Source organism: Acetobacter sp. AAB5, from assembly GCF_050106715.1.
Lineage (GTDB): Bacteria > Pseudomonadota > Alphaproteobacteria > Acetobacterales > Acetobacteraceae > Acetobacter > Acetobacter oryzifermentans.
The window spans coordinates 66,652-79,495 of sequence record NZ_JBNIEW010000009.1 but is presented as its reverse complement, the minus strand read 5'-3'; the positions used below and the strand labels follow the sequence as shown (position 1 = coordinate 79,495).

Sequence of the window (12,844 nt, the reverse complement as noted above, 5' to 3'; positions counted from 1 at the left end):
ACCAAGGGTGAAGATGCAGCGCATCATTCACCTTATGGTTACCTCACCCCCACCTGCCTCTCCTCCAGCCAGCGTTGCTCTCAAGCGGCTCTGCCGGCAGGTTGGGCTGCATGCTACAAACTGTACTGCCGCGTTTATAGATAACCGGCAGCAGGATGTTGTGCATGAAAGTGCCTTGTTCCTGCAAACCCTACACAAATTGTGGGAAAGCCAAGACGTTGATGCGGCTGAAGTATGGACAGAACTGCTGCGTAGGCTGGAAGTGGCAGAATTGCTGATGAAGCTGAACCAACCCCCGCACAGAAAAAAACGAAACGGCAAGATCATGCGCCCTTGGCGCGTCACCACCAGCAAGCTGCCATAAAATACAGAAGCGCATGACAGGTCGCTCATTCATTGGCATAAAGCGTCCCTCATGGCTGCCATAGATGCCCTCTCTCTGCTGATTATTGGCCTGTCTGCCCTGCATGGCGCATGGCGGGGGTTTACGCGGCATGCGTTGGGCTTTGTCAGTTGGGGCATTGCCATTGTGCTGGCCCTGCGCTTTCACGCAGTTTTTCTGCCCTATGTGCAGCGCTTTATTACCTCTTCTGCTGGCGCACAGATAGGCGCCTTTATTCTGCTGCTGCTGGGCGTACTGTGCGCTGGCTATATGCTTTCTGCAGCTATTGTCCGAATCGTGAAAGCAACGCCATTGGATGCGCTGGATCGGCTTCTCGGGCTGCTTTTTGGTATTGTGCGTGGGATGTTTTTGGTGGTCGTGCTCTTCATGGCCGCACAATGGCTTCTGCAACCCCAAGACATGGCCGCCCTGACAGAAGATAGCCGACTGACCCCTTACATCCGGCTCGGCGCATCCCATATCCAGCCATATCTACCGGATTTAAGCGCAAAAGGGGTTGCGCGGAATCCTTCTACAGGTCATGACGCCACCTTGTGATCCCATACGGCCAGTTTCTGACCTTCTGCGGAGGCCCTGCACGCTTATGCTCGCCCATCCCACGCCGTCTGCTTCCTTGCCTGATCCACTGACACTGGATGATGATCATCCACACGAAGAATGTGCTGTCTTTGGTATCTGGAACGCTAAGGATGCCGCTCCCCTTACCACTCTGGGTTTGCACGCCCTTCAACACCGCGGGCAAGAAGCCGCCGGTATTGTGTGTTTTGACCCGCAGGAACGTCGCTTCCACTCTCACCGGGGCCTTGGCCTTGTCAGTGATGTGTTTGCAGATTCCCGCGTTATGGCCACGCTTAAAGGCACACGCGCCATTGGCCATAACCGCTACGCCACAACAGGCGCCACGCTGCTCCGCAACGTGCAGCCTTTGTTTGCTGAATTTGCGTTTGGCGGGTTGGCCGTTGCCCATAACGGCAACCTCACTAATGCAGACACCCTGCGCAGCGAACTTATCCGCCGTGGTTGCCTGTTTCAGTCCACCACAGATTCGGAAGTTTTCATCCATCTGATTGCCATCTCTCTGTATGCAACAGTGGAAGACCGACTGATTGATGCGCTTAAACGGGTAACCGGCGCGTATTCATTGGTTGTGCTATCTGAAGAAGCGCTGATTGGCGTGCGAGACCCAATGGGTGTGCGCCCACTGGTGCTCGGCAAGCTGCCATCTGAAGATGGTAAACAACCGTCTTGGGTGCTCGCATCAGAAACCTGTGGTCTGGACATTATCGGCGCAGAATTTGTGCGTGATGTGGAACCGGGCGAACTGGTTGTGATTGATGAAAACGGTATCCGCTCTTTGCGCCCGTTTGGTGACACGCACCCACGCTTTTGCGTGTTTGAATACATCTACTTCGCCCGCCCCGATTCTGTTCTGGAAGGCTTGCCTGTTTACGAAGTGCGTAAGCAGATCGGCCACGAACTGGCGCGCGAAAGCCATGTAGATGCAGATGTTGTGGTGCCAGTGCCCGATTCAGGTGTGCCTTCTGCTATCGGCTATGCTGAAGCCAGCGGCATTCCTTTTGAACTGGGTATTATCCGTAACCATTACGTGGGCCGCACCTTTATCGAACCCACAGATCAGATCCGGCATTTGGGCGTGAAGATGAAACACTCCCCCAATTGCCCTATTCTGAGCGGCAAGCGCGTTATTCTGGTGGATGATTCCATTGTGCGCGGCACCACATCCCGCAAGATTGTGGATATGGTGCGGGCTGCGGGTGCAACAGAAGTGCATATGCGCATTTCTTCCCCACCCACACGGCATTCCTGCTTTTATGGCATTGATACGCCAGAACGCAGCAAATTGCTGGCTGCCCAGAATGATCTGAAAGCCATGGCGGAACTCATTGGCGTAGATAGCCTTGCCTTTATCTCGCTTGATGGGCTGTATCGCGCTATGGGTTATAAAGACCGTCAGTCTAGCAATGCCCGCTATTGCGATGCCTGCTTTACGGGGGAATATCCTATCCCCCTTATTGACCATGATGCGGAGTTTGGCCCAGGCACCGCCTGAAGCCAGATTCTCACCAAATAAAAAAGCGGCCAAGTTGGCCGCTTTTTTTGTAACCTTTATTCTCCACGCTTTCGCGCAAGATCACCCCTGCTGTGCTTTCTTACGCACAATAGTATGCCGCCCAGTGGATTGCCCGGAAGGAAGCTGGCGCAACTGCTGCGCAGCAACATCTGCCAATTGGCCCAGAAGCTGGCTTAACACCTGTACCATTGGCATGGTGGCACTTGCCTGTGTGCCCTGCAGTGTAAAGTTCTGCATATAATACTGCTCATCCTTACCGGGAGCACCAGCAGAAGCAGGCTGGATGGATAACGTGGCATCCAACTCCACATTACCTGATGGACCAGTTGAGAAGCGGCTGATGGACATATCCACATAGGCCTCTGGTTCTGTCGCCACTGTATCATTCTCTACAAACACGCCTGTACCCGGCAGGCGCTGTGCCAGATCACCCGCCATAACGCGGCTGATCTGCGCTGGCAGGGAATCACTCCATGCATCAGCAGAAGAGACTGTAAGCTTATAGCCACTATCTGCCGTAACAATCCGATCCCGATCCAGACCAGATGCCACGGTTGGCAAGCGCACTTCTACAAAGCGCGGGCCACCCGGCTGCGGTTGGCCAGGCGTCACCGCCAATGTGTAAAGCGAAGGGCTACCGCCAGAGCAAGCCGTTAGCGTAACGGCCATAACACCCAACCCGGCCACACCACTCAGGCGGAGCAACATACGCCGGTCAAGACGGGTGTTCATGGGCTTACAAGAAACAGTTTGCGTCATGATCTTATCGTCCTGAAAGCAGCGCAGAAGGATGGTTGGTCAGGAAGTCTGACAGGAAACGCAGGGAGCGCGCTGTCTGCCCCAACTGCACCACCATGGATTGCAGATTCCGATGGAAATCACTGTTGCCGCCATAACTGGCCAGCAAGCGGTTGGCATTTTGCAGGGTTTGATCAAGCTGCTGTGCCATTTCTGGCAGACGCTTGCTCAACGGTGCCATGCCATTGCGCAGATCCTTTGTAAGAGCCTGTAGGTTCTGCATGGAATTCCGCAACCCAACCAGAGACTGCTTTACGTCTGGGCTAACCAGTGTCTGATCTGCATGGGCCAGTAGATTATTGGCGTTTGTACCAATCTGTTCAAACGGCATCGCGGCCAAACGAGACGTAATGGTGGACAGGGAATCCATAATCCCGCCCATACCACCAGCTTGGCTTGGAATAACCAGCGTTGCGCCTTCCATGCTGGTTGTAGCGGGCGCTGGGTTCTTGATAAAGTTGAGGGAAATCATCCCCTCACCCGTCAGGAAGCTAACGCTATCTGTTGAGGCACGCAGGCCGTTCGCTACCAAAGTGCGGAACATGTCTGTCAGATTATTATTCCGTAGCTCAGCCGAAGACAGCACACGTTCAGGCTGCACTTCCATGCCAATACGTACGCGCGGATGCCCGGGGTTGGAACTTAGATCCAGCTTTACACTGGTTACATTCCCCACCTGAATCCCAAACATCGTCACCTGGCTGCCAACATCCAGACCTTTGACAGAAGACATCACATAAGTCGCAAGGGGCACGCGCTCACGGTAGCCCGCGTTATCTGCATCCTCATGCGTGTCATACAGCTTGAACACCGTATTGGCCGGAGCCTCTGATGCCGGGTGCATGCGGCTTTCTGCAACAGGTGGCAAACCAAAAGCCACGCCACCAGAAAACAAAGCCTGCAAGGATTGCAGCTGCACTTTAAGCCCACCGGCACCAAATCCAACCTTAACGCCAGACACATTCCAGAAGCGGGAATTGGTGTTCAGGTAATGGTCATAAGGTTCGCGCACAAAAATCTGGATCATCACCGGGCCGCGTCCGCCGGGTGGCATGGTGTAGCCCAGCACTTCCCCAACATCCACATCACGGAAGAAAACAGGGGCGCCCTGCCCGATAGACCCAATATTACCCGCTACCAGCGTGTAAATACGGCCCGGCTGATCAGACCGCACACCCGGAGGCGCTTCCAACCCTTCAAACGTTGTGGTGCGTTTGCCTGCGGGGTGGCCATTTTTGTTCAGGCCTGGATCAAACGCAATATACGCACCAGACATCAGGGTTTCCAAACCGGTAATGCTGGCCCCGTTGATACGCGGACGCACAACCCAGAACCGGCCGCTATCCGTAAGCATATCATTCGTACCCTTGTTCATACGGATACGCACTTTGACATGCCGCAGATCATCAGTCAGCGAAACACCTTCCACCGTACCTAGAACCACAGATTTGTTTTTCACCTGTGTCTGGCCGCTGGTCAAACCATCTGCCGTATCAAATACAACGGTAATTTCTGGCCCGTTGTCCATAAAACTGCGCCAGACCAGAAAGCCCGCAATCAGCACGGAAACAATGGGAATAATCCAGATAATGGAAAACCGAATGCGCCTTACCAGAGCATCCTGAGCACTTTCCCCTTCTGGAGGAGAGAAATGATTATGACTGTGTCCGTTCACGCCCTGTCCGGCTCCATGTTGTCCCAATATGCAGCGGCCTCAATTTTTGCCGGACAATTTTGCCCGGCATCGGCTGGGGCCGTATCGCCGTTTTTGCCCGCTGCATCCCACATCAGCCGAGGGTCAAATGCATGCACTGCAAAAATTGTCAGCACCACTACGGCGGCAAAACATACCACACCACCATTCGCACTGATGCTGGCCATACTGCTGAAGCGCACCATAGCCACCAGAATGGAGACCATGAACACGTCAATCATAGACCAGCGCCCGATAACATCTACCAGCCTGTAAAGTCTGGATCGGGCAGGCAGATTTCGCGCAGAATGGCGCTTGGTGCTGATCACCATAAACATCAGCCCGATAATTTTAAGAACGGGCACCAGCACACTGGCAAAAAGTACCAGCAGGGAAAGCGGGATCATGTTGCTCTCCCACAGCTCTATGGCCCCTTCCACAATAGTATGCCCTGTTCCCGCACCCAGCCGGATAACGGTCATAACCGGGTAAATATTGGCCGGCAGGTAAAACACCACCGCAGAAACAAGCAGTGCCACAGTGCGGGCAATGCTGTCTGGCTTGCGTTGCCGCAACACATGCCCACAGCGTGGGCAAAAACCCAGTGGAGCTGTTTGATCCAACTTTTCATCAAACACCAGCACCGCAGAGCAAGAAAGGCAGGATACCATATGGCTGGCTGGCGGGATCTGATCATCCGGCCCGATTTCCTCACAGGTCAGACGCACACGCTGATTATCCATCCGCCGCAAACTGGTATCTGTTTGCCTGCGTCGCCAAATCAGTTCCGTATCCAAAGTGGCATCTGTGGCGGACATGGTGACCATAAGCGAAGCAACCAGAAAGACCGCCGCCCCCACTTGTACGTAAGCCATATCTGACAGCTTGGTGTAGGCCACGAAAACGCCCAGAATATATACTTCCACCATCGACCACGGGCGTAAGCGTTCATACCACTTCAGAAGATGCGGCACCCAGAACGGCAGCTTGGGCTGAAGCGCACCCACCAGCACAAGCATCATCATGCTGATAACAAGCCCCGGCACAATAATGGTGGCTATTGCCACCAACACGCCAATTTCGCCCCAGCCCTCATGCAGCAATTCTATCGGGCCGGTAAGGATATCTACGGTTCTCTCCCGCCCATACAGATCCAACATCATCAAGGTGGAAAGCAGCATGGCCAGGTAGAGAGATGCCGAACTGATGCAGAAGGCCAATGGCGTTGCGATAGGAGAGGTACGATTACGCCGATCCAGCAACTGCCCACACCGGCAACACCGTGCCTGTGTTCCGGGTTTAAGCTCTGAAAGATGCTGGTAATGGCCACAACAGGGGCATTCAACAATGCCCTGCACAAGCCGAACATGCCGCTTTTCATCAACCGGAACATTCTGCCCGGGATTAAGGGCCTCCCGCACCAGGCCAAATAACTGCGACATATTCATACGGATAGTTCTTAAAACGAAAAAACCGTTCCGTCACACTCAAAACAGAATGGCACCCCTGCTTAAAGCCAGAAATGCCGTTTTGTTGTTGTTCAAAGCACCGGGTGAATTGCAATTTCTCCTTGCGTAGGCATGGGGATCATGATAGTCACCGCCCCGCAAACAAAATGTGCCCGCTTAGCTCAGTTGGTAGAGCACGTCATTCGTAATGATGGGGCCGGTGGTTCGAATCCGCCAGCGGGCATTTCCTTTTGCACTTCCCAAAATACTCAATACGCTTTTGCATTATGCTGTAGAATTGCGTTTTATATCCGCCCAATCAAACAGATTTACTGCTTTGGTGGCGTATTCAGCTTGTACAAACTTATAAGCAAATGGCGGCCGTTAGAATAATTCATCCCACCTACAGTGCCCAGACTGACGGCATCTTTCGCTTTATTCCCCAGCGCTGCCATAAATACTGAGGTATCTCGCTTATCAACAAGCGCGACCGTGCACTTTGCATCTGCCTTCATGGCTGATGCTGCATTTTCTGCGCCTGTTAGCAGCACTTTGCCCCCAAGCAAAAAGACCAGACTAGGTTCAGAAAATGATACTGAAACAACATGCGACTCTGCACATGGTTGGTGTGCCTGCACCAATGCTGTTAGGCGTGGTGCCAACCAGATGCTCTGAATCTGCGGCACAACAACTGTAAACAGCCCTACATAAAGCAGTACGGCAGCAGCCACACTGCTTAACGCTGCCTGCTGCAAACGCCCACGCGTAATGTACCATGCAGAAAGACCAACAAGCGGCAACACACCCACAGCCAAAACAATTGCTGCTGCAGATATCTGGTGTTCAAGCACCCAAACAAGCGTTGGACCGGCAACCGCCAAGGCAATGCCTACCAAAGCCCATGCAACAGCATAAATGCCTAGCAATACCCTGCCCCAAACACGAGCAGGCCAATTGCGCCATACATCCCCACCCTGAACCAGAAACGCGGCTGTAAGAATGGCAATAGCTGGATAAGTAGGCAGCACGTAATGCGGAAGCTTTGTAGCAATAGCTTCAAACACCAGCCAATGCGGCACAATCCAGCACAGCAAATAGCGCACAGTCTCTTGCTTACGCGCATGCCAAACCAAGGGCACCACGCACGCAGCAAAAAATGAGCCAGGCCAGAACGCCAGCAGGAAAACCAGCAGATGGTAACCTGGCGGCAGCCCATGCGCCTGCTGCCCGGAAGCCACTTTACCTAAAAAATTAGTGCCAACAGCATTCCGAAAAAATTCACCGTGGCTCACAACCCCAATAGCTACACACCACGGCACCAGAATAGCAGCAGACAAAAGCCAGCCCCATGCCGGACGCATTCTGCGCCACAGACCAAAATCCCGCTCCAGCATCCCCAACACCAGTGGTGTGGCAAGAGATGGGATAAGAATGACCGGCCCTTTCAACATCAGGCCGCAACCAATAGCGCCCCAATACAGCAAAGCCCGCTTTACTGGTGTGGCCGCGCCTTGCTGGCGATCTCGCAAAGCACCTGTTAGCGCCCATTGGGCCAGCAGCACCGTAAACAGCAAGCAGGAATCGATCGTAGCCATCCGGCTTTCTGCTGCCACCAGAACAGAAGCCATAAACAGCAAGCCCGCACCAAGTCCGGCCGATGCCCCAAACAGCATGGAGCCAATAAGCGCCGTTAGAACAACAGCACCAGACATGGCCAAAAGCGAGGGAATGCGATACGGCCAAACAACCCGCTGATGCTGCATGCCTGTAAGAGAAACAGCAGCAGCCTCCAGCCAGTAAATACCAGCGGGCTGTAAATAACGTGGTTTGTCCTGAAAGCGCACATCTACAAAGTTGTGCGATTCTAGCATCTGCGCCGTGGCTTCCATGTATCGGGGTTCATCCCGATCGAATGGTGGCGTAACGGCCCGCCCTGGCAAAAACAGCAAAAAAGCAGCAAGGCCTAACAGCAGCAGGGCTTTAATAGAAAGTGGTTGGTGACCGTTTTTCTGCTTCAGCATTCACGAATCGATTTTGGAAGATGTGTGCGATTCCGTAACCACATCACGCCCAGCAGATCCCGCACCCCAACTACAGCGCGATTGAAATTGGTATATTTAGACTGCCCATGCAAACGCGGCCTGTGTGTAACAGGGTGGCACACCAACGGCACACCGTAAGATGCAAACAATGCCGGAAGAAAACGATGCAAACCTTCAAACTGCGGCAAGCGCAGAAAGTCTGCTCGCTGAAAAATTTTGATCGGCGCACCTGTATCCGGGCATTGATCATTTAGTAATTTTTGCCGTAGCCCGTTAGCGAAACGTGTTGCAAAGCGGCGAGACCACCCATCTTTACGGCGCGTGCGCACCCCTACAACAAGCGGTGGCCTACCCTTGGTAGCCTGTGCCTGCGCAAGGGAAACCAAATTACCAAGTTCACGCGGGTCATCCTGGCCATCGCCATCAATTGTGGCAATCCAAGCCCCTCGGGCTGCTGTAATGCCTGTACGTAACGCGGCAGACTTACCGCAACGCCGATCATGAGAAAGAATGCGCAAGCTCGGCAAACACTCATCCCGCAAGCGTTGCAAAACTTCTACGGTTTGATCTTGGCTGCCGTCATCCACAAAAACAACTTCGGCTGCAGGCAATTGCTGCATGGCCTCGGCTAATTCTCGGCAAACCTGTGGCAGGTTATCCTGTTCATCCAAAACAGCAATAACGATGCTCAGTTCATACTGAGCATCGTTATGCTGTGACGGTGCGGCTGAAACCAGACCTGTCACGTATTCACCATTCAGCTGATAATGTTTCAGGCTGCCTTGCGCGCAAGAGCGGCAGGCAAACCAGCCAGCGCCTGATCAACAAGCCCTGCGGCTTTCTGTTCATCAAGCGTCTGAGGAATAACACCGTTGGCGGCCTGTACAGCCACATCAATTGCAAGCTGGCGCACTTCTTTAACAGCAGCACGTTCTACAGCAGCAATACGATCACGTGCCATTTGTTCATGGCGCTGCACAGCGGCTTCTGCCTCTGCACGTGCTTTCTGGGCCATTTCGGCAGCCTGCTGATGAGCCTGCTCCACATAAGATTTGGCTTCTGCCAGTGCCTGCTCACGATCACGCGTGGCATCTTCTAGCATCTGCTCTGCTTCTCTTCTCAAGCGGGCAGCTTCATCCAGTTCTTCACGGATACGGTTGGCGCGGCTATCCAGAATGGTGGCGATAGGCCCCCAAATCTTTTTACCAACCAGCACAAAGAACAGAACAAACGAAACAGCGACCCAGAAACCCGCTTCGTGAAAAATGCCAGACATGACGAAAATTCCCCCGGAGCTGGTCAGATAGTGCTGTGCGCCGAAGCGCTTTCAACCTTCTGGGCAACAAGCTGAGCATCAGGCACAATACCCGTCAGACGCTGAACCAGAGCCTGCGTGGTATCACCCGCAATTTCTTTAAGCGCGCTTAATGCACGCGTTTTTTCCTCAGCCACGCGTTTTTCGGCATCAGCAATTTCTGCTGTGACCCGCGCGTTGATTTCCTGCATCTGCTGTTCGGCTGCTTTATGTTCTTCTGCCAGAACCTGATCAAGATGCGCCTGAGCTTCTGCCATGGCATCTTTACGGGCCTGCTGAAGTTCAGCAACAGCTTTATCGGCGTCCTGCTTGGCCGCACGTGCAATTTCCAGATCCCCGGAAATACGCTTGCTACGGTCTTCCAGCACCCGGGTAATACCGGGCAGCATGGCTTTGCTGAGCACCATATAAAAGACGAAGAAAATTACCGCGCCCCACATAACCTGACCGGTTACAAGGGGGTTGGCAAAATCTAGCTGAGGCATTCCCGTGGCGTATGCACCAGGCGCGGAAACGGCCAGAAGAGACACACCGGAAACCGTTGCGAACAGGCCGGCACGAAGCATCTTCTTAATCACACCCACAGGAATGTTCTCCTCTTTCCTGAAAGCTTTCTCAGACGAACAGGATCAGGAACGCGATCAGCAGCGCGAACAGAGCGATAGCTTCTGTCAGAGCAAAGCCGAGCATACCCAGACCGAACACATGCGGACGGGAAGCCGGGTTGCGCGCAATGCTGCTTACCAGCGTGGAGAAGATGTTGCCGAGGCCGATACCAACGCCGGCAAGGGCGATCACGGCGATACCTGCACCGATTTCCCGGGCTGCAGCGATGTCCATATCAGTCACTTCCTTGTTTCAAGTACAGTTCAAACGAAACGGGCAAAGCAGCTCCTCAGTGAGCCACGGCCTCCCGCAGGTAGATGCACGTTAGAATGGCAAACACATAGGCCTGCAACACACCAACAAGCAACTCAAGAGCCATCAGTGCCACGTTAATGGCAATCGGCCCAACCGCAAACACGTCACCCACCACACCAAAACCGGCGAGCATGACAACAAAGCTTGCGAAAATATCGAACATGACATGCCCGGCAACCATGTTGGCGAACAGTCGGATGGAGAGGCTGACAGGACGCGAAAGAAAAGAAAGAATTTCAATCGGGATCAGCAGCGGAGCCAGGAATGGGCTAGCGCCTTCCGGCATAAAGTGCGCAAAGAAACGCAGCCCCTGCACCTTAAGGGAGACAATAACCGTAAGCACAAACACCATCATGGCCAGTGCAAAGGTTACAGCAATATGGCTGGTAAACGTAAAGGAAAACGGCAGCAGACCAATATAGTTACCGGCCAGAATAAAGAAGAACAGCGTGAAGATGAACGGGAAGAAAGCCGTGCCTTCTGGCCCGATCGTATCAACCGCCATGTTATGAATAAATTCGTAACAAACTTCTGCCGCAGCCTGCAAACGACCGGGAACCACCGCAGCTGGGCGCATACCAAAATACAGGAATGCCAGAACCAGACACACTGCCACAATCATGTACAGGGGGGATTGGCTGAAACGCAATGCTTCACCCAGCCCACCAAGAACGGGATGAAGCTCAAACTGTTCAAGTACGTTGATGCTGGAACCGCCCGCCACAACCGCTCTCCTAAAACCCTTTACCGCATCCGAATCGTATCCGGATTACAGCTTCTTACTTGCCGTCTATCGACTTGACCAGCCGCCAAACATTCAGCACGCCAGCACCTCCGCCCATCAGTGCGAAAATAATGAGAAAAACTGCCCGGGTTTTCAGCCAGTGATCCAGCTCCCACCCAATGGCAACGCCCACTATCAGTGCTGAAAGCATTTCTGCCCCAGCTCTTAGCGCCAACCCAGGAAGAGATTGCTCTACAGCATCTTCTTTCTCGGCTGAATCTTCCTTTTTTTCCAGGCCGGAGCGGCGTTCTGCCGCCTTTAGCCGAGCATCAAAGGAATCGTTACCGTTCTTACTCATTCTTCGCCCCTTCAGAGGGGTGCAGGCGCTTGCTAACGGGGCTGTCATATCCTGTCAAGAAACCATGATGGGTAGATGCATCAAAATCTGTCTTTTCCATCATAATTCCCCACAAAAAATCAGACTGTGTCCGTCACACCCACTAAACCGCGCGCATAATCCACAGCGGAGAAAGGCCGCAGATCTTCTGCCTGTTCACCCACACCCACAGCATGCACAGGCAGCCCAAACTGATCAGCCAGCGCCACCACAATGCCCCCACGGGCAGAACCATCCAATTTTGTCACCACCAAACCGGTCACATTCACAAGTTCGCGAAACACCCGCACCTGCTCCACGGCATTTTGGCCAGTTGTGGCATCTAGCACCAACAACACGGAATGTGGCGCCGTTTCATCGAACTTACGCATGACGCGAATAATCTTGGCAAGTTCTTCCATCAACGCACTTTTATTGTGCAGACGGCCAGCCGTATCTACAAACAGCAGATCAGCCCCTTCCGCCTTACCGCGCTTAAGTGCCTCAAAGGCCAGACCAGCCGCATCTGCACCGGGAGGACCAGCAATAACCGGGCAACCCGTTCTTTCCCCCCAGATCTGCAACTGCTCTACAGCAGCGGCGCGGAAGGTATCACCCGCCACCATCATCACCTTCTTACCTTCTTCGGTAAAAAAGCGGGCCATTTTGCCAATGGTGGTGGTTTTACCTACGCCATTTACACCCACCACCAGCACAACATGGGGTTTGTGTTCAGGATCAGGTTCAAAAGGCTTCGCAACGGGCTCAAGAATCGCGGCAATTTCGTCTGCCAAAGTTGTCCGGATTTCCTCATCCGTCACTTCGGTTCCGAAACGGGAGGAACGGAAGGATTCGATAATACGCTCTGCAACAGCCGGGCCCATATCTGCTGTAATCAGCAGATCTTCCAGCTCTTCCAGCGCTTCGTCATCCAGCTTGCGCTTGGTGAAAATGCCCGTAATCCCCCCACCCAGCTTTTGGGTGGAACGTGACAATCCCTGTTTGAGACGAGAGAAAAAACCAAGCGCCATC

The 12,844-nt window shown here is 53.5% G+C and carries 14 protein-coding genes and 1 tRNA gene; 4 read left to right on the top strand and 11 right to left on the bottom strand.

Annotated features, from left to right (window positions below):
- The first annotated feature begins 13 nt into the window (after window positions 1-13).
- Genes ACP7IZ_RS09870 through purF form a run of 3 tightly spaced genes read left to right on the top strand, consistent with a single transcriptional unit; the run spans window position 14 to window position 2,474 of the window.
- A complete protein-coding gene (locus ACP7IZ_RS09870) occupies window positions 14-364 on the top strand; it encodes a phosphoribosyl-ATP pyrophosphatase (protein WP_426848959.1) in 351 nt (116 codons plus the stop codon).
- 51 nt (window positions 365-415) lie between these two features.
- The gene (locus ACP7IZ_RS09865; protein ID WP_426848958.1) at window positions 416-940 is read left to right on the top strand and encodes a CvpA family protein; all 525 of its coding nucleotides are present in this window, start codon (window positions 416-418) and stop codon (window positions 938-940) included.
- A gap of 46 nt (window positions 941-986) precedes the next feature.
- Window positions 987-2,474: an amidophosphoribosyltransferase gene (gene purF, locus ACP7IZ_RS09860; RefSeq protein WP_426848957.1), complete on the top strand. Its 1,488-nt coding sequence runs from the start codon at window positions 987-989 to the stop codon at window positions 2,472-2,474.
- Window positions 2,475-2,555: 81 nt separating this feature from the next.
- Here the strand turns inward: purF and ACP7IZ_RS09855 are convergent, their stop codons facing one another.
- From ACP7IZ_RS09855 to ACP7IZ_RS09845, 3 genes are read right to left on the bottom strand one after another with little or no spacing between them, the layout of a single operon-like run.
- Window positions 2,556-3,254 (bottom strand): PqiC family protein, encoded by a 699-nt coding sequence (locus ACP7IZ_RS09855; protein WP_426848955.1) that lies wholly within the window; start codon window positions 3,252-3,254, stop codon window positions 2,556-2,558.
- Between the two features lie 4 nt (window positions 3,255-3,258).
- Window positions 3,259-4,968, bottom strand: coding sequence for an intermembrane transport protein PqiB (locus ACP7IZ_RS09850; RefSeq protein WP_426848953.1), 1,710 nt, complete (start codon window positions 4,966-4,968; stop codon window positions 3,259-3,261).
- Window positions 4,965-6,434 (bottom strand): paraquat-inducible protein A, encoded by a 1,470-nt coding sequence (locus ACP7IZ_RS09845; protein WP_426848952.1) that lies wholly within the window; start codon window positions 6,432-6,434, stop codon window positions 4,965-4,967. The genes ACP7IZ_RS09850 and ACP7IZ_RS09845 overlap by 4 nt, the downstream gene beginning before the upstream one ends.
- Window positions 6,435-6,605: 171 nt before the next feature.
- Between ACP7IZ_RS09845 and ACP7IZ_RS09840 the strand changes: the two genes are divergently transcribed.
- Window positions 6,606-6,678, top strand: a tRNA-Thr gene (locus ACP7IZ_RS09840).
- Between the two features lie 85 nt (window positions 6,679-6,763).
- Here ACP7IZ_RS09840 and ACP7IZ_RS09835 read toward each other — a convergent pair.
- The 8 genes from ACP7IZ_RS09835 to ftsY all read right to left on the bottom strand — a co-directional run bounded on the left by ACP7IZ_RS09835 (window position 6,764) and on the right by ftsY (window position 12,843).
- Window positions 6,764-8,455 carry an ArnT family glycosyltransferase gene (locus ACP7IZ_RS09835; RefSeq protein WP_426848951.1) on the bottom strand — a complete coding sequence of 564 codons (1,692 nt, stop codon included), beginning with the start codon at window positions 8,453-8,455 and terminating at the stop codon, window positions 6,764-6,766.
- Window positions 8,449-9,222: a glycosyltransferase family 2 protein gene (locus ACP7IZ_RS09830; protein ID WP_426848950.1), complete on the bottom strand. Its 774-nt coding sequence runs from the start codon at window positions 9,220-9,222 to the stop codon at window positions 8,449-8,451. The genes ACP7IZ_RS09835 and ACP7IZ_RS09830 overlap by 7 nt, the downstream gene beginning before the upstream one ends.
- Before the next feature lie 26 nt (window positions 9,223-9,248).
- Window positions 9,249-9,752: a F0F1 ATP synthase subunit B gene (gene atpF, locus ACP7IZ_RS09825; protein WP_019088569.1), complete on the bottom strand. Its 504-nt coding sequence runs from the start codon at window positions 9,750-9,752 to the stop codon at window positions 9,249-9,251.
- A 23-nt stretch (window positions 9,753-9,775) separates the two neighbouring features.
- Complete coding sequence (locus ACP7IZ_RS09820) at window positions 9,776-10,357, bottom strand: ATP synthase F0 subunit B' (RefSeq protein ID WP_035352300.1); 582 nt, start codon at window positions 10,355-10,357, stop codon at window positions 9,776-9,778.
- Between the two features lie 49 nt (window positions 10,358-10,406).
- A complete protein-coding gene (locus tag ACP7IZ_RS09815; protein WP_003624142.1) occupies window positions 10,407-10,631 on the bottom strand; it encodes an ATP synthase subunit C family protein in 225 nt (74 codons plus the stop codon).
- Window positions 10,632-10,686: 55 nt separating this feature from the next.
- Window positions 10,687-11,436, bottom strand: a complete 750-nt coding sequence (locus ACP7IZ_RS09810; RefSeq protein ID WP_006115401.1) for a F0F1 ATP synthase subunit A — start codon at window positions 11,434-11,436, stop codon at window positions 10,687-10,689.
- Window positions 11,437-11,491: 55 nt separating this feature from the next.
- Window positions 11,492-11,794, bottom strand: coding sequence for an AtpZ/AtpI family protein (locus tag ACP7IZ_RS09805; RefSeq protein ID WP_063354691.1), 303 nt, complete (start codon window positions 11,792-11,794; stop codon window positions 11,492-11,494).
- A 119-nt stretch (window positions 11,795-11,913) separates the two neighbouring features.
- Window positions 11,914-12,843, bottom strand: a complete 930-nt coding sequence (gene ftsY / locus ACP7IZ_RS09800) for a signal recognition particle-docking protein FtsY (protein ID WP_089179731.1) — start codon at window positions 12,841-12,843, stop codon at window positions 11,914-11,916.
- Window position 12,844: the final 1 nt, after the last annotated feature.